The following is a 21,096-nucleotide window of genomic DNA, read 5'->3' as shown; positions in this document are numbered from 1 at the left end:
GCCATGATGCCGATACCGCCGCCTTCACGAGGGGCGGCGAAGGCGCGCTGGGGTGGGATGGCACCTTTTGAGGCGACCGTCGGGCCGCCTCAAAAGGTGCGTACTTTATCAGGATCGCTGGCCGATGTGAGGGGCAATGTATGCTAGGGGGCGATCGCCCAGCCGATCACTAGCTTTCGGGTTCATGCAGAACCAGCTCGACACGACGATTCGCCGCACGCCCCTCGGGCGTGGCGTTGCTTTTCAGCGGGTGTGTGTCGGCATATCCCACCGCGCGTAGCTCATCGCTATCGAGCCCTTCCTCGACCAGGAATCGCAAGACGGCAGTGGCACGCGCCGTCGAGAGTTCCCAGTTGGAGGGGAAACGGTCGGTGGCAATGGGCCGACTATCCGTATGGCCCTCGATGGTGATATCGCCCTCGTATTGCTGTAGCGAGTCCAGCAACTGGCGCAGTACCTCGCGTCCTTCGTCGGTGAGGCCAGCGCGGCTGCTGGAAAACAGCAAACGATTCTCGATTCGGAAGTTCAGTGTTTGGGCGCTTTGTGTCACTACCACACCATCGATCAAGGGCTTGAGCGTACTCGTCAGCTGGCGCACACGACGGGTATCGCGTGAAGCCTCGACACCGGTCATAACGGCCTTGGCGGGATCCGGGTTGACCATGATCATGCGTGGAGGCCGTGGTGCCATCGGTGGTGGCGTATAGAAAGCGGTGTCACGCGGCGGAACGTAGCGTTTGTTCGAACGTGGTGGGGTGTAGAAATTCGGTGACCATGCGGGCGCTTGCAGCGTGGGGACACCCAGGGCCGGAAAGGCGATTGCCTTGTCGCTGGCGGTGCTATCGTCGTTTCCGGTGAGTGCCAGTAGCAGCACGAACAAGGTGATCAGCAGGGTGAGCATGTCGAGATAGCTCATCAGCCAGCCGCCGCCCTCATCGCCCGCGTGATTTACGGGGGCGATCAGTGTGTCGCCGGCATCGATGGCGTAGCGATGCGTCGCACGGCTCATGCCACCGTTTCCTCCTCACGTGACTGCTTGGGCGTACGAGGTGCCGGTTCGCGGATCTCGTCCTGGTGCTCGGCCATGAAGGAATTCAGCGTGTCCTCGACGAACGACGGCAAGCGGCGCTTGGCGATCAGCATCACCCCTTCCATGACCATATGCATTTCGATCAGACGTTCCTCGGTGCGACGTTCCAGTTTCACTGCAATTGGTTTGAAGAGCAGGTTGGCGAGCAGAATGCCGTAAAACGTCGACATCAGGGCAATGGCGAGACGCGGGCCGATGATCGTCAGGTCGCCGCCGTCGATCACTTCGAGCATGTTGATCAGGCCGATCAAGGTGCCCAGCATGCCGAACGCTGGGGCATAGGTTGCCATGGTGCGAAAGATCTGTGACTCGGCGTATTCACGCGCTCGCATGCGCGCGATGCGCCAACGCAGGACGTCGTGAATCTCGTCATCCTGGGTATTGGCTATAACCAGCGATACCCCGGTGCGCAGGAAGGGATTGCGCGTGTCTTCGAGCTCGGCTTCGATCGCGCGAATGTTGCCACGAAACCAGTGCCGGGCCATGGATACCAGCGTCTGGATGTCATCGTCGATACGACTGTTTTCGCGACGGAAGACGAGGCCCACCAGACGCGAGACGCGCACCACTTCGCGCATGGGATAGCTGATGAACGTAGCGGCCAGCGTGCCGGTGATGACGATGGCGAGGCCGGGAAAATTGAAAAAACTGCTGGGCGTTTGCGCGGTGAAGAGCACGACAGTGGCGAGCAGCAGTACACTGGCGGCGATGCCGATCAGAGTCGACGGGTTCATGGGCGTTGTCCGATGCAGGAGCAGCATGAAAGCGATAAAGCGATGTGGCCAACGGCCACCATGATGCATGATACGCGTGGCTGGGGCATGCAAAGCGTGTATTTGCCGCGTGCTTTGTGCGCTTTTCAACGACTAGAGGGCGGTTAGGTTAGGGCGTCCTTGAAACAAGGCGGGTCGTCACTGATCACAGCGTCGACGCCCCATGCCCAACGGGGCAGAAAAACCGCCGGATCGTTGGCGGTATAGCACAGTAGGTGCAGGCCAGCGTCCCGTACGGCACTGGCGCTGGAGGGTTTCAGCTTGCGCCAGTCAAGATGGATGCTATACGCCAGGAGGGTTTCGGCATCCACGCGCCAGTCCTTGGGAAGCTTGTCGTAGAGCAGCCCCAGGGGTAGCCGGTGCGGGTCGGTCTCGATTGCGCGTGCAGTGCGCAGCGCGTCTCGATCGAACGAGGACACCAGCAGGCGCGAAGGTGGAAGCGCTGCCAGCAGGCGCGGAACGACGGCCTCAGTCAGAGCAGCGGGGCTATGCCGGTAGCTGATCTTGAGTTCGAGATTGAGCCCCATGTCACATTCGACGATTAGCGCCAGCATCTCGTCGAGCGTCGCCATACGCTCGTGGCGAAACGCCGGGCTGAACCAACTGCCCACGTCCAATTGGTGCGCCTGTGCGAGATCGAGATGTCGCAACTTGCCGCGTCCGTTGGAACAGCGTCGTACACCGGCGTCATGCCAGATCACGGGTGTTCCGTCGCCGAGTAACTGGACGTCGAGTTCCACCCAGTGGCAACCGACTGCGTGGGCGGCGCGTACTGCGGCCAGGGTATTCTCGGGGGCATGCGCGGAAAGCCCGCGATGCGCGATAACGCGGGGTAGCGCGAGGCCTGTCTCGCTGATCGGCGAGGCGTGTGCCGCGCGTTGGGTGGCGGTTGTCGGCGGCAAGGTAGTACCGCTTGAAGAAAGTGGCATGTAAACGAACTCGCGAATGGCCGATGGGCATTATGGCATGTCGTACCGGTATTGGTTCAGTAGTTGGAGGCATGCCGCTCACGTCGGTATTGCCTCCTTAGATTGAGGCGTCTTTTTGACAGGATCATGACCGTGTCGCCATGGGGCGGCGTTCGGGAATATGCTAATCTGCGCGCCTTGTTTCGAGATCAGTCGTCTGGCGCTTTGGCCGACAGGCGGCACCCCGACCGGCAGAGAGACCGATGAAAATCATTCATGTTAAGAACCCGGAAAGCCGCGAGGCGTGCCTCGCACAGCTGTGCGCCAATGTGTATGGCCAAAAAGCCGGGCTCGATCCCCTGGTGACCTTCACTGGCACGTTGGGGGTGTTGTTCGAGCAGGACGCGGCACGCATTTTCGTCTTGGCCGACGAGCAACAGACGATTCTCGCCATGTTGCTGCTGGTCTCGGATATTGAAGGCCAGGGTATGGAAGTGACATTACTCTCGACCCCGGAAACTGGGGGCGACGAAGAGCATGTCAAACGCCTGGTCAGGGAAATGTCCACGCGTGCGCCCTTGCGTGTGCAAGCCCCCGATGAGGCCAGTGAAGCCTTCTTTCGCGACTGCGGCATTACCCAATGGCTGGATATGCCGGATGGCGTACGCCTGGGCCTGGGGTCGCGTCATGAGAAAGTGACGCCCGATGCCTTGACGAAACCGCTGCGTTTCAACGCCGAGGGAGTTGTGCAGACCTTCAAGCGCGAGCCCGAGACCTTCGAGTCGTACAAGGCGCGTTTCATCGCTGGCCTGGAGCGTTTCGACGGTCGAGTATGACGGTGCCCGCCGGGTGGCGGTGCCATGCGACTTTAGTGGCAATACGCTGCTTCGACTGCATTCCAGGGGGGAGACAGCTTGACCCGACGAGCGTTCGGCGCTTGGATGAAAGCCCAGATTCGTTAGCTTCATAAGGAAGGATATATGGCCAAGCGTATTCAATTTGCTCGTACCGGTGGACCCGAGGTCCTGGAATATGTCGACGTTACTCCCGTCGATCCCGGGCCGGGCGAGGTGCGTGTTCGCAATCGCGCGGTGGGATTGAACTTCATTGACATCTACTTTCGTACCGGGCTTTATCCCGCACCGAGCCTGCCGTCTGGCTTGGGTACTGAAGGGGCCGGAGAAATCGACGCGGTCGGCGAAGGCGTGAAAGGCTTCGCCCCGGGGGATCGTGTCGCCTATGCCCAAGGGGCGTTAGGTGCCTATGCTGAGCTGCATGTGTTGCCGGCTGAGAAGGTCGTGGCGTTACCCGAGGCTATCAGCTTCGAGACCGCAGCGGCGGCCATGCTCAAGGGACTGACGGTGCAATATCTGCTGCGTCAGACGTATCGGGTAAAAGAAGGCGAGACGATTCTGTTCCATGCCGCCGCGGGCGGTGTTGGCTCAATCGCCTGCCAATGGGCTAAGGCGCTGGGCGTGAAGTTGATCGGCACCGTCGGTTCGCCCGAGAAGGCCGAGTTGGCCAAGCGCAACGGAGCCTGGGCGACCATTGACTATACCCGGGAAAACGTCGTCGAGCGCGTGCGTGAGCTGACCGGTGGCGAGATGGTGCCGGTAGTGTATGACTCGGTGGGCAAGGATACTTGGGAAATCTCACTGGATTGTCTGCAAAAACGCGGCCTGATGGTGAGCTTCGGCAATGCTTCCGGCCCGGTCGAAGGCGTCAATATCGGCATCCTCAATCAGAAGGGGGCCTTGTTCGTGACGCGCCCCAGCCTCAACGGTTATGCCGACACGCGTGAGCGCTTCGAGGCCATGGCCGAGGAACTGTTCGAGGTGATCGCCAGCGGCAAGGTCGCCATCGATGTCGCCAACCGCTACCCCTTGAGTGACGCTGCCCAGGCACAGGAAGCCCTGGCGGCGCGCAAGACCACTGGTTCGACGGTACTGCTGCCCTGATGTGGCGTCGTGTATCTCGGCTGGTGGCGGTCGCGGGCTGGGTGATTGCCGTGGTGGCGTTGGCGGGATGCGCCACCGACGGTGGCGAAACGCCTGGCGCGACCTCGGAGCATGGCCAGGCCAGCTATTATCATGATCGCTATCAGGGGCAGCGTACGGCCAGCGGCGAGCTCTATGATGCTGAGGCGTTGACCGCCGCGCATCGCAAGCTGCCGTTCGATACCCGTGTGCGTGTCACCAACTTGGATAACGGGCGCCACGTGACGGTGCGCATCAACGACCGAGGCCCCTTTACTGAGGGGCGAGTCATCGATCTTTCGCGTCGTGCAGCCGGGCGTCTTGGCATCATCAAGGCCGGCACGGCGCCGGTACGCGTGACGCCGTTGCCATAAGAGCCATTTCGCGCGACCGTGCCGAGACGCGGTCGCGCGCTCTTCATGCTGTGTCGTGCCACACCACACTTTCCTTGTCGAGCGCGAAGGCATCGAAGGCAAAGTCGTCGACGCTTAGCATTTCCAGCACCTCGCGCTCGAAACGCCGCATGAAGATGGCGTCGTCTTCGTCGATCAGGCCGGCTTCCCAGGCGGCTTCCACGCGCTGCTCGGGATGCAGTGCCTCGGCGGGTAGCTCACCCTTACCATACGCTTTGGCGATGCGCCGATAGAGCGGCTCGGCACGCTCACTGTCGGCGAGCAAGGCATTGTAGCGGGCCAGGGGATTGTCCTTCTGTCCGGCTTCCTGTGTATTCCACGTATTTTCAATCAGCTTGCGACGCAAGGCGCTGTCGGTGGAGACGGCGTGGGCGATCTCGCGCGTGAAGCGGTCGTGAGGCTTGTGGCAACGCCGTCCGAGCGGCATCGCGATGGCCGACAGAGTCGTCGCCAGGGCCCTGTTGGGCAGGTTGTCGAACAATTCGATGAAGGCTTGCTCGGCGCGGTGGAGCAGCGTGCGGCAGCTGTAATGCAAAAGCGTTGCCTCATGCTCGACATTGTCCGACTCGTGCCACTGCTTGAGCAGCATCGAGGTTAGATAAAGGTTGGAAAGTACGTCGCCGAGGCGCGCCGAGAGCATTTCACGTTTCTTGAGGCCTGAGCCGAGACTCGCCATGGCGGCATCGGCGCAGAGCCCAAAGGCCGCGGACAGGCGCGCAACTTCCTGCGCATAAGGGGCGGCGATCTCATCGAAAGGAACGCTTGGCTTGCCGATACCCAGGCCCAGGGTAAAGGCTCGCGCGGCATTGCCGAACACCATGCCGGCATGGCGGAAGATAGCCTTGTCAAACGCCGGGAGGTCATCGTTGTCCTTGGCGGCCAGCTCATCGAGCACATAGGGATGGCAGCGAATCGCGCCTTGGCCGAAGATCATCAGGTTGCGCGTCATGATATTGGCGCCTTCCACGGTGATCGACACCGGGTTGGCGGCATAGGCGATGCCCAGATAGTTGCGCGGCCCTAACGTGACGGTGCGGCCGCCGTGCACATCCATGGCATCGGCGAGCATATTGCGTTGGAATTCGGTCAACTGGCTCTTGAGGATGGCCGAGGGCACCGCCGGCTTGACGCCGTGGTCGATGGTGTTGGCGGTCTGCATGACCGCTGCCTGGGCGATGTAGGCATGCGCGGCGATACGTGCCAGCGGTTCCTGGACGCCTTCCATCTCGGCGACGGGCAGATTGAACTGACGGCGAATGCGGGTATAGCCGCCGGCCCAGCCCAGCGCGTAGCGGCCAATGCCGGAGGCACCAGAGGGCAGGGTAATGCAGCGCCCCACGGACAGGCATTCGACCAGCATGCGCCAGCCCTGGCCTGCCATCTCGGTGCCGCCGATGATCCAGTCGAGGGGGATGAAAACGTCTTGACCGCGAATCGGGCCGTTCATGAACGGGCTGCCGATGGGGTGGTGGCGGCGTCCGATCTCCATGCCTTGTGTATTGCGAGGGATCAACGCGCAGGTGATGCCAAGGTCTTCGGTGTCGCCGAGCAGGCCATCGGGGTCGAACATGCGAAACGCCAAGCCGACCACGGTGGCGATGGGCGCCAGGGTGATCCAGCGTTTCTCGAAGGTGAGCTTGAGCCCGAGAACGTCCTCACCGTTGTGTTTGCCTCGGCAGACGACACCGACATCCGGGAGCGAGGTGGCATCGCTACCCGCACGCGGTCCTGTGAGACCAAAGCAGGGAATTTCGCGGCCATCGGCCAGGCGCGGCAGGTAATGGTCTTTCTGTTCCTCGGTACCGTATTTGAGCAGCAGTTCGCCGGGGCCCAGAGAATTGGGCACGCCGACCGTGACCATCAGCGTCTCGTTGACGGCCAGTTTTTGCAGCACGGCCGATTGCGCCTTGGCAGAGAACTCCAGCCCACCATAGCGCTTGGGGATGATCATGCCGAAGAAACCTTCGCGCTTGAGGTAGTCCCACAGTTCGGGCGGCAGGTCGGCACGCGTACGAGCGATCTCCCAGGCGTTGCACATGCCGGCGGCCACGGAGCATTGATTGTCGACGAAAGCTTGTTCTTCCTCGCTCAGTTGCGTGGTACCAAAATCCAGGAGCCGCTGCCATTGGGGGCGGCCTGAGAAGAGCTCGCCATCCCAGGCCACACTGCCCGCTTCGAGGGCGATACGCTCGGTCTCGGAGACCTTGGGCGCCGATTTCTTGAAGGCCGCGAACAGGCGCGGGGTCAGCCAGCGCCGCCGCAATGTGGGGAGCCCGCAGACGGCTACCGCCAGGGCGCCGAGCCACAGCAGCACGCCCACTGTCACTGCGCCGAAGATGATACCGAGGGCGCCGAGGATCAATAAGAGCCCCAACGCCGGCAAGGCACCTGCCTCCCGACGCATGATCCAGACTAGGCCTGCCAGCGCCACGACGATGAGCAACAGTTCCAACATGTGGACTCTCCCTGGATGATTTCTAACGCTTGTTTGAATTCAGCCTAGCGTACTCGTGTCGCCACGACTAGTCATCCATGGTGGAAGCTGTCATTCAGGAGGGAGCTCGTCATTCAAGATTGGTGAGAGCCCCCGCGCCGCACGTGGCGGCAAGTGCGGTCAGGTCGTTGATGTCGAGCGCTGCGACGCGTTGTCGAGTCGGCCTGGACGCAGTCGGCGATGTAGCCGATCGAGGTAGAGATAGACCACTGGCGTGGTGTAGAGCGTCAAGAGCTGGCTCAGGATCAGGCCGCCGATGATGGTGATGCCCAACGGTGCGCGCAATGCGGCGTTTTCATCAGTGCCCAGCAGCAGCGGAATCGCGCCGAGAATGGCGGCCAGCGTGGTCATCATGATCGGACGAAAGCGTACGACTGCTGCTTCGCGTATGGCTTCGAGCGCGCTCAGCCCGCGTTCGCGCTCGGCACTGACGGCGAAGTCGACCAGCATGATGGCATTTTTCTTGACCACGCCGATCAGCAGAATGATGCCGATCAGGGCGATGAGCGTGAACGGCGTATCGAGTAGCATCAGCGCCAGCAAGGCGCCGACCCCCGCCGAGGGGAGCGTCGACAGAATCGTCAGCGGATGAATGTAGCTTTCGTAAAGAATCCCCAGCACCAGATAGACCGTCACCAGCGCGGCCAGGATCAGCCACGGCATGGCTTGCATGCCGCTCTGGAAAGCGCCCGCGCTGCCCTCGAAATCCACCTGCACGGCGGTGGGCAAGCGCAGGTCGTCCACCGTCCGACGGATGCGCTGGGTGGCATCGCCTAGCGTGACGCCGTCTTCGAGATTGAACGATACCGTGGTGGAGGCGAACTGTCCCTGATGATTGACGCTCACCGGTGTGGTGGTTTCTTCGAGATGACTGAACGCCGAGACGGGAATCGCGTCGCCTTCGTCGTTGACGACGTGAAGCCGTGAAATGGCTTCCGGCGTGCTGCGATGTTCGCTGTCCACTTCGAGGATGACGTAGCGTTGGTTGTCGGCATCGTAAAGGCTGGTGATGCTGCTTTGCGCGAAGGCGTTACCGAGCAGCGTGTCCACGTCTTGCATGTCGACGCCGAGGCGCTTGGCGGTATCGCGGTCGACGTTGAGCTCCACGGCCTGGCCCTCGCCCCGGCTATCGCTGTCGACGCCGGTCAGCCCGTCGACATCCTGCATGGCGTCACTGACGCGCTGCGACCAGGTATCGAGCAGCGCGAGATCGTCGCTCTTGAGGGTGATTTCGTATTGCGTGCCGGTATTCTCTCGGCCACCGATACGTATGTCCTGCAACGCCACCATCGAGGTGTTGACGCCGGGAATATCGCCCATCGACGCGCCCAAGCGGTTGCCAATGGCTTGTGTGCCCGCCTCGCGCTGGTCTTCCTCGAGAGTGACGAACAAGGTCGCCGAGGCGCCCCCGCCACGGCCGCCCATGAAACCCAGCACACTATGTACTTCGGGCGCGCGAGCTAGACGCTCGCGAATGGTGCGTAACTTGGTCGACATGGCATCGAACGACAGGCTCTGATCCCCACGCACGAAACCGATCAGTCGCCCGGTGTCCTGCTCGGGAATGAAGCCCTTGTCGACGGCGACGTAAAGGTAACCGTTGAGCACGATCACGCCGACCAATGAGAGCAGCGTCAAGCGCCGGTGACGCAGGGCAATATCCAGGCTGCGCGAATACAGGCGCTGGCATCTCTGGCCGAAAGCGAGCAGAGCCGCTTCCCAGCGCGGTGGGCGGCGCTTGCGTCCCGGACGTAACCAGCGTGCACAGAGCATCGGCGTCAGGGTCAACGAGACCACCAGCGAGACTAGCACCGCGAGTGACAACGTCATCGCAAATTCAAAGAACATGCGTCCGATGAAACCACCCATGAAGAGCAGCGGCAGGAAGACCGCCACCAGGGATACGCTCATCGAGGTCACCGTGAAGCCCACTTCGCGCGCGCCCTGTAGAGCGGCTTGCCGGGGTGGCATGCCTTGCTCGATATGCCGCGCGATGTTCTCGACCACCACGATGGCGTCGTCGACGAGAAAGCCGATCGATACGATCAGCGCCATCAATGACAGCGTGTCGAGCGAAAAGCCCATGAGGTGCATCATCGCGAAGGTGCCGATCAGTGATACGGGAATCGCCAGGCTGGGAATCAGCGTAGCGCGAGCGTTGCGCAGGAACAGGAATACCACCAGCACCACCAGCGCGATTGCTAGCATCAGCGTGAGCTGTGTCTCATGTAAGGAGGCGCGTATGCCAGGGGCACGGTCGAGCTGTACGCTGAGCGCGGCACTTTGTGGCAACTGGCTTTCGATGGACGCCATACGCTCGCGGATGCCGGCGATGGTGTCGATGACATTGGCGCCGCTGCTGGCGCTAATGACCAGCAGCACGGCCGGTTGCTCGTTCTGAAAGCCCACGTTGTAGCGGTCTTCCACGCCGTTTTCGATATCGGCGACATCGCTCAAGTGCATCACTGCACCGTCCTCGCCACGCGCCACGATGAGGTCTTCGAAAGCCTCGGCTTGCATCAACTGCGAGTCGGTGTCGACTTCCCAGCGTGCCGTGGGGGAGGCCACGAAGCCGGTGGGCGTGCTGGTCGTGGCGCTGCGGATAGCACTGGCCACGGCCGTCAGCGATACGCCCGCATGCTCGAGCCGACGCGGATCGAGTGACACGCGTACCGCTGGGGAGGAGCTACCGCCGACATTGACGTCGCCGACCCCGGGCACTTGCAGGATCGGTGGTGCGATGCGTTCGTCGGCGAGCTGGTAAAGCTCGCTGGTGGGCAGCGTGTCGGAGGTGACCGAGAGAATCATGATCGGCGCCGCTGCCGGGTTCATCTTGCGATAGCTGGGGCGACTGGTCATGGCGCTGGGCAGCAATGGCTGGGCATCGTTGATCGCGGCTTGCACCTCACGTGCGGCGTCGTCGATATCCTTGTCGAGAGCGAACTGGACGGTGATGCGTGTCGAGCCGTCCGAGCTGCTCGAGGTCATCTGGGAGATACCGGATATGCTCCCCAACGAGCGTTCCAGCGGCGTGGCCACGGTGGAGGCCATGGTCTCAGGGTTGGCGCCGGACAGGTTGGCGTTGACCACGATGGTGGGAAACGACACGTTGGGCAGCGGTGCCACGGGCAGGCGCTGGTAGGCCAGCAGCCCGAGCAGCACGACCCCCAACGCCAACAGCGCGGTACCTACCGGACGGCGCACGAAGGGGCTGGAGACGCTCACGCGTCCACCTCGGCGTCATGCGCATTGCCACGCCGGCGCCAGCGTTCGGCCAGTCGGTCGAAGAACAGATAGATCACCGGCGTGGTGAAGAGCGTCAGCAATTGGCTGAGCAACAGGCCGCCGACCATGGTCATGCCCAACGGGCGGCGCAGCTCGGCGCCATAACCGCTGGCGAGCATCAATGGCAGCGCCCCGAGCAGGGCGGCGAAGGTGGTCATCATGATCGGCCGAAAGCGAAGCAGCGCGGCACTGTGAATCGCTCGATACGCCGACATGCCCTGTTCCCGCTGCGCCTCGAGGGCGAAGTCGATCATCATGATGGCATTCTTCTTGACGATGCCGATCAGCAGGATGATGCCGATGATGGCCACCATGCCCAGGGCGTTGTTACTGAGCATCAGTGCCAGCAAGGCACCGATGGCCGCCGATGGCAGGGTCGAGAGAATCGTCAGCGGATGGATGTAGCTCTCGTAGAGCACGCCTAGCACGATGTACATGGTGATGACGGCGGCGGCGATCAGCCACAGCGTATCGCGCGTTGAGGTAGTGAACGCCAGCGCGGTACCCCGGAAATCGAGCTGCGTATCGGCGCTGAGCACGTTATCGCGGGCCGTTTCCACGGAATCGAAGGCATCCGACAGCGAATAGCCGGGCGCGGCAGCGAACGACATCAACGCCGAGGGGAACTGGTTGAGGCGTTGATGCGACAATGCGGTGGGAGCTTCCTCCATGCTCACCAGGCTCGACAGAGGCACCATGGCGTCGTCGCTACCACTGACATACAACCGGGAAAGGGCCTCGGGGCCGGCATCGTCACCATGCGTCGCGCCCAGCACCACGCGATACTGGTTGGATTGGGTAAAAATCGTCGAGATCAGGCGTTGGCCATAGGCATCGTAGAGGGCGTCGTCGATGTCGGCGACCGAGATGCCGAGTCGACTGGCGCGATCGCGATCGATACTGACCTCGAGCTTGCGTCCCGCGTTCTGAAGGTCGGTGGCGATATGCGCGATGGCCGGTGCATCCTCGAGACGCTCGGTCATCGCCGAGACATCTTGTGCCAACTGGTCGCGATCGCCCTGAGTCAAGGCAAACTGGTAGGGATACTGGCTGACGGTGTCTTCTAGCGTCAGATCCTGCACCGGCGTCAGTGCCAGGTCGATGCCGGGGATATCGGCGGCGGCATCGAGCAGCCGCGAGACGATGGCGTCCAGATCGGCGTCGCGCGCGTCCAGATCGGCCAGGTCGATTTGCAGTCGGCCGCTATTGAGTGTGGTGTTGGTGCCGTCGATACCGATGCTTGAGGCGATATTGGCCACGGCGGGATCGCTCATCAAACGTTCGGCAAGATCCTGCTGACGCGCCGACATGGCACGATAGGATGTCGTCTGCGTGGCCGTGGTGATGCCGCGCAAGGTGCCGGTATCCTGAATCGGGAACAACTGCTTGGGCGTCATCCAGAACAGTATGGCGGTCAGCACGAAGGTGCCCAGCGCTATCCATAGTGTCGTCGTCTGATACTTGAGTACCGTATCCAGGGCGCTTTCGTAGCCGCGTGTGAGGCGCCCGAAGAGACCCTGGCGGCCGCGTACCATGGCTTCGTCGTCGAGGGTGTGAGTTTCGCCATCGGTTTCGTCGGTGCGACGTCGCAGCCAGCGCGCGCAAAGCATCGGTGTCAGGGTCAGGGAGACGAACGCCGAGATGACGATAGAAATCGCCAGTGTCATGGCGAACTCACGAAACAGCACACCGACCACCCCGCCCATGAAGAGCAACGGGATCAGTACCGCCAGTAATGAAACCGTCAGCGAGAGGATGGTGAACGCGATCTGGCGCGATCCCTTGAGCGCTGCCTGCAGGGGCGTTTCGCCGCGCTCCAGGTAACGCGTGATGTTCTCGAGCACCACGATGGCGTCGTCGATGACGAAACCGGTGGCGATGGTCAGTGCCATCAAGGTGAGGTTGTTGAGGCTGAAACCGGCCAGGTACATGGCGCCGAAGGTGCCGACCAGTGACAGCGGCACGGCGAGACTAGGGATCAGCGTTGCCGGCAGGTTACGCAGGAACAGGAAGGTGACCATGATCACCAGTGCGATGGCGAGGACCAGCTCGAATTGCACATCCTCGACGGCGGCGCGGATCGTGGTGGTGCGATCACTCAAGATGTCCACGTCGACGCTGCCTGGAAGGGTCTCCGATAACGCCGGCAAGCGACGCTCGATATCGTCGACCACGCCGACCACGTTGGCGCCGGGCTGGCGCAGGACATCCACCAGGATTGTCCCTTCGCCATTGGCCCAGGCCCCCAGTTGCGCGTTTTCCGCGCCGTCGTCGATGCTGGCCACATCGCTCAACCGCAAGGGTGCGCCATTCTCGTACTTGAGGATGAGGTCGCGATAGCCCGCAGCGGAGGTCAACTGGTCGTTGGCCTCGATGCTATAGGCGCGGTAGGGACCATAAATGGTGCCCTTGGCCTGATTGACGTTGGCGCTTTCCACGGCGCTGCGCACGCTGGAAAGATCGAGCCCGTGTGCGGCGAGCTGGCGCGAGTCGACATCGATTCGCACCGCAGGGCGATTGCCGCCGGACAGACGCACTTCGCCGACACCGCTGATCTGGGCAAGTTTTTGCGCCAGGCGGGTATCGACCAGATCATGAACCTCGGTCAACGGCAAGTTGTCGGAGGTCACGGCCAGGGTCAGTACTGGCGTATCGGCGGGGTTGACCTTGCTGTAGCTCGGCGGACGAGGTAGGTCGTTGGGCAGCAGGGTCTCTGCCTGGTTGAGAGCGGCCTGCACTTCCTGTTCGGCGACGCCCAGGTCGCCATCGAGGCCGAAACGCAGCGTGATCAGCGATGCGCCCCCGGTACTGGTCGAACTCATGTCCTCGAGGCCGGCGATTTCCCCCAGCTCGTCTTCCAGCGGGGCGGTGACGTGGGAAAGCATGACATCCGGCCCTGCGCCGGGGTACAGCGTGGTGACCTGAATGGTGGGAAAGTCGACCTCGGGCAACGATGAAATGCTGAGCAGCCGGTAGGTAAACGCGCCCGTGATGAGGATGGCCAGCATCACCAGAGAGGTGGCGACCGGACGTAGGATGAACAGCCGCGATGGATTCATGAAGCGTCTCGCGACGTCTGTGTGTCGGCGTCATCAGCCGTCGAAGAGGCGCTGGCTTCTCCCGGTAGGGTGTTGCTGACGACACGTACCTTCGCACCGTCACGCAGACTATCGACGCCGTCTACGACCACGCGATCGCCTGCCGAGACGCCGCTGGCCAGGGCGCTACGATGATCTTCGCTGGCGCTGACGTCGACATCGTGTCGAGTCACCGTATCGTCGTCGCCGACGACATACACGAAAAGGCCGTCTTGGCCGGTCTGAACGGCGGGCGCGGGGACGATGACGCGATCATGCAGTGTGTTGACCGTCAGGCGCACGTCGACGAAGGCGCTGGGGTAGAGGCGGTCCGCCGGGTTATCGAAGCGCGCGCGTAGCCGCACGGTACCGGTGGCGGTGTCGATCTGGCTGTCGATGCTGGTTAGTTGGCCTTCGAGGCGTTCGTCGCCCACTGTCGTCGCCGAAACGCTGGGCGCGTCTCCTGATGCAAGTTGCTCGCGCAGCGTCGGTACGTATTGGCTGGGCAACGAGAAGACTACTGAAATCGGATCGAGTTGGGTGAGCGTGGCAATGGGATCGTCGTCGCCACTGCTGACCAGATTGCCAGGGTCGACGTTTCGGATGCCGATGATACCGGCGTTGGGCGCGGTGATGTCGGTATAGTCCAACTGAATCTGGGCGCTATCGATATCGGCTCGGTCGCTAGCTACGGCGCCTTCGTACTGGCGGACTAGCTGGCGTTGCTGTTCGAGTTCCTGACGGGAGATCGACTGACTCTGCGCCAAGGTCTCATAGCGCTCGAGGTCCTCGCGTGCTGACTCCAGTTGTGCCTGATCCTGAACCAGTTGCCCCTGGGCGGCGGCGAGTTGCGCCTGATAGTCACGTGGGTCGATGGTGGCCAGAAGTTGTCCTTTCTCGACATGCTCACCTTCCTCGAAATTTACCGTGAGTAGTTCGCCCTCGACACGCGGATACACGTCAATGCTCGATAGCGAGCGCACGGTACCTAGTGCGCCGACGGTGATCTCGAGATCGCCGCGTTGGGCCTCGACGGCAGCCACGGCCGTACTTCTGTCGCCACTGGCATTGGTTGGTGCATCGCTTGGCTGATCATCGTTTTGCCAGTTGGGAATCCACCACATGGCAAGGGCGATCAAGACGACGATGAGTAGTGCGATCCAGAGACGACGAGAGTGGGGCATGACGTGGCATCGATCCTTGTCAGAGACATTCCGCTGTGTGGTCGTGCGCGTGTTGGGGCGGACACGAGTCACCGGGTTAAGAGGCGTATTGTAACGAGAGGTTCCCTTTTTATTCAGCGTTCCTTAGCGACGAATCGGTAAGGCGATCGCGCACAGTCTAAGGGGATGGTGGGCAAGAATTAAGGAAGGATAATGCAAAAACACCCGATGCAAATGCATCGGGTGTTCGAGGCAGACGTCATATCGACGCAAGCATCGTCATGCCTTGCGACGTGCCGGTGCGTCATGGGCGATATAGTAATCGACCTCGGCGGGCGGTAGCGGATCGCATCCGCGTACCTTGTCGGCCATTTTCTCGGCGATCATGATCGTCGGTGCGTTGAGATTGCCGGTGGCGATCACGGGCATGATCGAGGCATCGATGACGCGTAGCCCTTCGAGGCCGTGCACGCGTCCCGCGCCGTCGACGACGGCCATGTCATCATCGGCACTACCCATCTTGCAGGTGCCGGCGGGATGATAAGCGGTTTCGGCATGCTCGCGCACGAAGTCGTCGAGTTCCTCGTCGCTTTGCACATTCGGTCCTGGCGAGATTTCGCGGCCGCGATACTCGTCCATCGTTGGCTGTTCGACGATTTCGCGCGTGATACGAATTGCGTCGCGAAATTCCTGCCAGTCCTTTTCCTTGGACATGTAGTTGAACAGGATGCTGGGCGCGGCCTTGGGGTCGCGCGATGTCAGACGGATACGTCCGCGGCTCATGGACCGCATGGAGCCGACGTGGGCCTGAAAGCCGTGAGCCTGCACCGCGCTCTTGCCGTTGTAGCTGATGGCGATCGGCAAGAAGTGGTACTGCAGGTTGGGCCATTCTTCCTGGTCATTGGTACGAATGAAGCCGGCTGCCTCGAACTGGTTGCTGGCACCGACACCCTTGCCGAAGAACAGCCATTCGGCACCGATCTTGGGCTGGTTGTACCACTTGAGCGCCGGATACAGCGAAATGGGCTTTTTGCACTCGTACTGAATATACATCTCCAGGTGATCCTGGAGGTTCTCCCCGACGCCCGGCAGCTCGTGCACCACGGGAATGTCGAATTCCTTGAGATGCTCGGGGTTGCCCACGCCGGAGCGCAGCAGGATCTGCGGCGAGGCGATGGCGCCTCCGCACAACAGGACTTCGCGGCGCGCCTGGGCTTGCTGTATCTGACCCTTGCGTTCGTAGCGCACGCCGACGGCACGCTTGCCCTCGAATTCGATGATGTCGGTCGTAGCATGCGTTTCGATGGTGAGGTTGGAGCGCTGCTTGGCGATATCCAGGTAACCGCGCGCCGTGGACGCCCGCCGCCCGTTGGGCGTGGTGGTGCGGTCCATGGGGCCGAAGCCTTCCTGCTGATAACCGTTGACATCTTCGGTGGCGGGATAGCCGGCCTCGATGCCCGCGCGGATGAAGGCGCCGTAGAGTTCGTTGTTGCCTTCCTTGGGCGTGGCTACCGAGACCGGGCCATCACCGCCGTGGTAATCATTGGGCCCGATGTCACGTGTCTCGGCACGCTTGAAGTAGGGCAGGCACTGCAGGTAGTTCCAGTCCTCCAGGCCCGGCGTCTTGGCCCAGTTATCGTAATCCAGCGCATTACCGCGCAGATAGCACATGCCGTTGATCAACGACGACCCGCCGAGTCCCTTGCCGCGACCGCATTCCATGCGGCGATTGTTCATGTGGGGTTCGGGATCGGTCTCGAAGGCCCAGTTGTAGCGCTTGCCCTGCAGCGGATACGCCAGCGCCGCCGGCATCTGCGTGCGAAAGTCGAAGCGATAGTCGGGACCACCGGCCTCGAGCAGCAGGACCTGGACGTCCGGGTCTTCGGTGAGTCGCGTGGCGAGTACGTTACCGGCAGAGCCAGCACCGATGATGATGTAGTCGAATTCACGAGCCTGCGTCATGAGCGGGGCCCTCCTTGAACGTGGTCGAACGAATGACAGGATCAAGCGGCGTGGCCGGCCTGGGAGCCGGCCACGGACGCTGGATCAGAACACGGCGGGGAAGGGTCCCATTTCGATCTGGACCGACTTGATCTGCGTGTACTGATCAAGCGAGGACAGCCCGTTTTCACGGCCGATGCCCGATTCCTTGTAACCGCCCACCGGCATTTCTGCCGGGGAATCACCCCATGTATTGATCCAGCAGATACCGGCCTGCAGGCGATGGATGACGCGGTGCGCGCGGTTCAGGCTTTCGCTGAACAGGCCAGCGGCGAGACCGTAAGCGGTATCGTTGGAGCGCCGGATCACTTCTTCCTCATCGTCGAAGACCAGGATCGACATCACCGGGCCGAAGATTTCCTCGCGCACGATGCGCATGTCGTCGCGGCAATCGGTGAAGACCGTCGGCGCGGCCCACGCACCCTTGGACCAGGCGATGCCCTCAGCATTGCCTTGGTTCCAGCGGCCGCCGCCCACCAGCAGTCGAGCGCCTTCCTGGCTGCCCAGATCGATATAGCTCTGGACCTTCTCAAGGTGCTCGAAGCTGACCAGCGGACCGAAGTTGACCGCCGGATCCAGGGGATCGCCAGCCTTGATGCGTTCGACACGCTCTTTGATCTTGGCCTCGAAGTCCGCCTGCACCGAACGCTGCACGAAGACGCGCGTGCCGTTGGTGCAGACCTGACCGCTAGAATAGAAATTGGCCAGCATCGCAGCATCGGCGGCGCGCTCCAAGTCGGCGTCCTCGAAGACGATCAACGGCGACTTGCCGCCCAGTTCCATGGTGACTTCCTTGAGCGTCGACCCCGCGGCGGCGGACATGACCTTCTTGCCGGTACCGGCTTCGCCGGTGAAGGTAATCTTGTCGATGTCGGCATGGTTGGTAAGCATCTGCCCGACGCGGCCATCGCCCTGAACCACGTTGAATACACCGTCCGGCAGGCCCGCTTCAGTGAGGATCTCTGCTAGTTTCAGGGTGGTCAGCGGCGTGACCTCACTGGGCTTGAACACCACGGCGTTGCCTGCGGCCAGTGCCGGCGCGGATTTCCAGCAGGCGATCTGAATGGGGTAGTTCCAGGCGCCGATAGCACCAATGACGCCCAGCGGTTCGCGACGCGTGTAGAAGAACGAATCCTCGCGCAGCGGCACTTGAGTACCTTCGATGGAAGGCGCCAGGTTGGCATAGTATTCCAGCGAGTCGGTGCCGGTGACGATATCAACGGCTTGCGTTTCACTGATTGGCTTGCCGGTATCCAGTGTTTCCAGGTGGGCCAGTTCGTCGTTACGTTCGCGCAGCAGTGCGACGGCGCGATGCAGGATACGACTACGCTCCATGCCGCTCATGGCCGCCCAGACGCGTTGTCCCTCGCGGGCCGACGCGACGGCGCGATCGACATCTGCCTGCGCGGCCTGCTGGATGCCGGCCAGCACGCTGCCATCGACTGGGTTGATCGTGTCGAAGGTCTCGCCGGATGTGGCGTCGACGAATCGACCGCCGATGTAGAGCTTTTGAGTCTCGAAAGTGGCCATGGGTCCTCCCGCATCGTGAAAGTAAAAAATGGGATGCCGCTCAGGCATCCGTCGGCGTATGCCATGTGGAATGAGCGAGCTGCTCTTCTACATAGTCATAGGCCAGTTGCCGGGCACGGTCGACATCAATGCCTTGCGGCGCCAGTGCGCCGCGCAGCCAAAGCCCGTCGATCATCGCGGCCAGGCCTCGTGCCGCCTGTTGTGCTTCGGGCCTGGGCATGCAGCGCCGAAAATGGTGGCAGAGGTTTGAATACAACCACCGATCGTTGACGCGTTGCAGCCGTTGTAGATCGGTACGGTGCATGCTGACGGACCAAAACGCCAACCACGTCTTCATGACGGTCTTGTTGACCTGGCTACGGTCGAAGTTGCCATCGATAATGGCACGGATGTGCTCACGTGGGCTTTCAACGTCGCCGCGTGCTCGGCGCTTAGCAACGGCGTCGCCAAGATCCCAGAGGATCTGGCGCATAGCCGATTCCAGTAGCCCATCCTTGCCGCCAAAATAATGGCTGATGATGCCAGCCGAAACGCCGGCACGCTTGGCGATTCGGGCGATCGTGGCGTCCGCTAGACCGACTTCATCGATGGTTTCCAGCGTCGCCTGAATGAGTTGGCGGCGGCGAATGGGTTGCATACCGAGTTTGGGCACCGAGCGTTCTCCTCTGCTGACGGGTGTGGCGACCTGGCACTCGGCCCTTCAAACGCCACCCAACGTCCACCTCATTATGGGATGTTTTTATTGAACGTTCAATCAATAAAAAATTTGCTATCTTTCCATGGTAAATGAAATCCATAGTGGAAAAGAATTGCCGAATTCATTTAGCATAAAAAAACGTTATTGAATCGTCATTCAATGACTATATCAACATCAACGCAAGGGAGAATTCCATGTCTAACAAGACTCCATTGATCGCGCTGCTGGGTAGTGCCACGTTGCTTTCGCCGCTGGCCATGGCCGACACGCCGGAGGAATGCCAGCCCGTGCGTTTCGCCGAAGTCGGCTGGACGGATATCACCGCCACCACCGCATTGACGCGTGAGGTACTCGAAGGGTTGGGGTATGAAACCACCTCCGATACCGTTTCCGTACCCGTAGCCTATGCCGGCATGAAGAATGGCGACTTTGACGTATTCTTGGGCAACTGGATGCCGTCGATGGCGTCGATCAGCGACGAATACATCGACAAGGGGCAGGTCGATCGGCTGGGCGCGAACCTCGAGGGCGCCAAGTACACCTTGGCGGTACCGCAATATGTCTATGATGCCGGTGTCACCTCGGTTGAAGACCTGGATGAGCATGCGGACCAGTTCGGTAGCCGCTTGTATGGCATCGAAGCGGGCAACGACGGCAACCAGATCATTCAGCAGATGATCGATGACGATGCCTTCGGCTTGGGTGACTGGGACCTGATCGACTCGTCCGAATCGGGTATGCTCGCCGAGCTAAACTCCCGGACCCAGAGCGAAGAATGGATGGTGTTCCTCGGTTGGGAACCGCACCCGATGAACACCAACTATGACATGGCCTATCTGGAAGGCGCCGATGACTACTTCGGTCCCAACCTCGGCGGCGCAACCGTGTACACCAACACCCGTGCCGGGTACGCAGAGGCCTGCGGTAACGTAGGTGAGTTGCTCAACAACCTGAGCTTTACCCTGCCCATGGAAAACGAAATCATGGGCGCGATCATGGATGACGGCGCAGATCCGCGGGATGCTGCTCGTGCCTGGCTGCAGGACAATCCGGACGTGCTCGACGAATGGCTCGATGGGGTGACCACCGTCAATGGCGAACCCGGTCTGGATGTCGTGAAGCGCGAGCTCAACATCGACGCCTAAGCGTCGCACCTTGTCACTGCCATGGGCTTGCCAAGCGGCAAGCCCATGTGCATAATTCGCCCCCGTCGCTAAGCGTTCCTGCGATGCGATATGTGGCTACGTAGCTCAGTTGGTTAGAGCACATCACTCATAATGATGGGGTCCCCTGTTCGAGTCAGGGCGTAGCCACCACTTCCTTCCTTGCGTCATCTTCCGTCAGCCCGTTTTCCGTACCCGTGTCGATGGCCCTCGCCATGCATGACACATGCGCAGGCCCTTGTTTCACAGCGAGAACATTCTATGCCTCTGGATCCTCCATGAGAACGAATTCACTTTCAGCCTTGACGTTGGCGATCGAATCCGTATACTACGCCGCGTGCTCCGGCATAGTTCCCCGATAGCTCAGTTGGTAGAGCAAATGACTGTTAATCATTGGGTCGCAGGTTCGAGTCCTGCTCGGGGAGCCAACACCGGATCGCGCTCGGCGATCCCCGATAGCTCAGTTGGTAGAGCAAATGACTGTTAATCATTGGGTCACAGGTTCGAGTCCTGTTCGGGGAGCCAA

14 protein-coding genes and 3 tRNA genes are annotated in these 21,096 nt (G+C 61.3%); 7 read left to right on the top strand and 10 right to left on the bottom strand.

What is annotated here, in order from left to right:
- Positions 1-169: 169 nt before the first annotated feature.
- From LUN51_RS15305 to LUN51_RS15295, 3 genes are all read right to left on the bottom strand, one after another.
- Entirely contained in the window at positions 170-1,009 is an 840-nt protein-coding gene (locus tag LUN51_RS15305; RefSeq protein WP_247639519.1) for an OmpA/MotB family protein, read from the bottom strand.
- A complete protein-coding gene (locus LUN51_RS15300) occupies positions 1,006-1,824 on the bottom strand; it encodes a motility protein A (protein ID WP_277811925.1) in 819 nt (272 codons plus the stop codon). Before LUN51_RS15300 ends, LUN51_RS15305 begins: the two co-directional genes overlap by 4 nt.
- Before the next feature lie 143 nt (positions 1,825-1,967).
- On the bottom strand, positions 1,968-2,720 hold the full coding sequence (locus LUN51_RS15295; RefSeq protein WP_277811962.1) for a glycerophosphoryl diester phosphodiesterase: 753 nt from the start codon (positions 2,718-2,720) through the stop codon (positions 1,968-1,970).
- A gap of 314 nt (positions 2,721-3,034) precedes the next feature.
- On the opposite strand from LUN51_RS15295, the gene LUN51_RS15290 reads away from it, so the two are divergent.
- From LUN51_RS15290 to LUN51_RS15280, 3 genes are all read left to right on the top strand, one after another.
- The gene (locus LUN51_RS15290) at positions 3,035-3,607 is read left to right on the top strand and encodes a hypothetical protein (protein ID WP_247639521.1); all 573 of its coding nucleotides are present in this window, start codon (positions 3,035-3,037) and stop codon (positions 3,605-3,607) included.
- A gap of 144 nt (positions 3,608-3,751) precedes the next feature.
- Positions 3,752-4,729, top strand: a complete 978-nt coding sequence (locus LUN51_RS15285; protein WP_277811924.1) for an NADPH:quinone reductase — start codon at positions 3,752-3,754, stop codon at positions 4,727-4,729.
- A complete protein-coding gene (locus LUN51_RS15280) occupies positions 4,729-5,121 on the top strand; it encodes a septal ring lytic transglycosylase RlpA family protein (protein WP_052445086.1) in 393 nt (130 codons plus the stop codon). Before LUN51_RS15285 ends, LUN51_RS15280 begins: the two co-directional genes overlap by 1 nt.
- Before the next feature lie 43 nt (positions 5,122-5,164).
- Here LUN51_RS15280 and LUN51_RS15275 read toward each other — a convergent pair whose 3' ends face one another.
- The 7 genes from LUN51_RS15275 to betI form a co-directional block, all read right to left on the bottom strand.
- Entirely contained in the window at positions 5,165-7,615 is a 2,451-nt protein-coding gene (locus LUN51_RS15275; protein WP_277811923.1) for an acyl-CoA dehydrogenase, read from the bottom strand.
- A gap of 159 nt (positions 7,616-7,774) precedes the next feature.
- Positions 7,775-10,879: an efflux RND transporter permease subunit gene (locus tag LUN51_RS15270; protein WP_246894837.1), complete on the bottom strand. Its 3,105-nt coding sequence runs from the start codon at positions 10,877-10,879 to the stop codon at positions 7,775-7,777.
- Positions 10,876-13,998: an efflux RND transporter permease subunit gene (locus tag LUN51_RS15265; RefSeq protein WP_277811922.1), complete on the bottom strand. Its 3,123-nt coding sequence runs from the start codon at positions 13,996-13,998 to the stop codon at positions 10,876-10,878. Before LUN51_RS15265 ends, LUN51_RS15270 begins: the two co-directional genes overlap by 4 nt.
- On the bottom strand, positions 13,995-15,200 hold the full coding sequence (locus LUN51_RS15260) for an efflux RND transporter periplasmic adaptor subunit (RefSeq protein ID WP_277811921.1): 1,206 nt from the start codon (positions 15,198-15,200) through the stop codon (positions 13,995-13,997). Before LUN51_RS15260 ends, LUN51_RS15265 begins: the two co-directional genes overlap by 4 nt.
- Positions 15,201-15,458: 258 nt before the next feature.
- Positions 15,459-17,141: a choline dehydrogenase gene (gene betA, locus LUN51_RS15255; RefSeq protein WP_277811920.1), complete on the bottom strand. Its 1,683-nt coding sequence runs from the start codon at positions 17,139-17,141 to the stop codon at positions 15,459-15,461.
- A gap of 84 nt (positions 17,142-17,225) precedes the next feature.
- Positions 17,226-18,710, bottom strand: coding sequence for a betaine-aldehyde dehydrogenase (betB, locus tag LUN51_RS15250; protein ID WP_277811919.1), 1,485 nt, complete (start codon positions 18,708-18,710; stop codon positions 17,226-17,228).
- Positions 18,711-18,750: 40 nt separating this feature from the next.
- Entirely contained in the window at positions 18,751-19,362 is a 612-nt protein-coding gene (gene betI / locus LUN51_RS15245) for a transcriptional regulator BetI (protein WP_277811918.1), read from the bottom strand.
- Positions 19,363-19,601: 239 nt separating this feature from the next.
- On the opposite strand from betI, the gene LUN51_RS15240 reads away from it, so the two are divergent.
- From LUN51_RS15240 to LUN51_RS15225, 4 genes are all read left to right on the top strand, one after another.
- Positions 19,602-20,552 (top strand): choline ABC transporter substrate-binding protein, encoded by a 951-nt coding sequence (locus tag LUN51_RS15240; protein WP_277811917.1) that lies wholly within the window; start codon positions 19,602-19,604, stop codon positions 20,550-20,552.
- A 94-nt stretch (positions 20,553-20,646) separates the two neighbouring features.
- A tRNA-Met gene (locus tag LUN51_RS15235) sits at positions 20,647-20,723 on the top strand.
- A gap of 199 nt (positions 20,724-20,922) precedes the next feature.
- Positions 20,923-20,998, top strand: a tRNA-Asn gene (locus tag LUN51_RS15230).
- 21 nt (positions 20,999-21,019) lie between these two features.
- Positions 21,020-21,095: transfer RNA gene (locus LUN51_RS15225), tRNA-Asn, on the top strand.
- Position 21,096 lies beyond the last annotated feature (1 nt).

This window comes from Chromohalobacter canadensis, assembly GCF_029544075.1.
Taxonomy (GTDB): Bacteria; Pseudomonadota; Gammaproteobacteria; order Pseudomonadales; family Halomonadaceae; genus Chromohalobacter; species Chromohalobacter canadensis_A.
The sequence above is the reverse complement of the archived record's forward strand: the minus strand, read 5'-3'. Positions and strand labels throughout refer to the sequence as shown.

What these genes read in the sequence shown, in the direction of transcription:
- LUN51_RS15305 (WP_247639519.1), bottom strand. Translation starts at nt 1,009, where the DNA reads ATGAGCCGTGCGACGCATCGCTACGCCATCGATGCCGGCGACACACTG.
- LUN51_RS15300 (WP_277811925.1), bottom strand. Translation starts at nt 1,824, where the DNA reads ATGAACCCGTCGACTCTGATCGGCATCGCCGCCAGTGTACTGCTGCTC.
- LUN51_RS15290 (WP_247639521.1), top strand. Translation starts at nt 3,035, where the DNA reads ATGAAAATCATTCATGTTAAGAACCCGGAAAGCCGCGAGGCGTGCCTC.
- LUN51_RS15285 (WP_277811924.1), top strand. Translation starts at nt 3,752, where the DNA reads ATGGCCAAGCGTATTCAATTTGCTCGTACCGGTGGACCCGAGGTCCTG.
- LUN51_RS15280 (WP_052445086.1), top strand. Translation starts at nt 4,729, where the DNA reads ATGTGGCGTCGTGTATCTCGGCTGGTGGCGGTCGCGGGCTGGGTGATT.
- LUN51_RS15275 (WP_277811923.1), bottom strand. Translation starts at nt 7,615, where the DNA reads ATGTTGGAACTGTTGCTCATCGTCGTGGCGCTGGCAGGCCTAGTCTGG.
- LUN51_RS15265 (WP_277811922.1), bottom strand. Translation starts at nt 13,998, where the DNA reads ATGAATCCATCGCGGCTGTTCATCCTACGTCCGGTCGCCACCTCTCTG.
- LUN51_RS15260 (WP_277811921.1), bottom strand. Translation starts at nt 15,200, where the DNA reads ATGCCCCACTCTCGTCGTCTCTGGATCGCACTACTCATCGTCGTCTTG.
- betA (WP_277811920.1), bottom strand. Translation starts at nt 17,141, where the DNA reads ATGACGCAGGCTCGTGAATTCGACTACATCATCATCGGTGCTGGCTCT.
- betB (WP_277811919.1), bottom strand. Translation starts at nt 18,710, where the DNA reads ATGGCCACTTTCGAGACTCAAAAGCTCTACATCGGCGGTCGATTCGTC.
- LUN51_RS15240 (WP_277811917.1), top strand. Translation starts at nt 19,602, where the DNA reads ATGTCTAACAAGACTCCATTGATCGCGCTGCTGGGTAGTGCCACGTTG.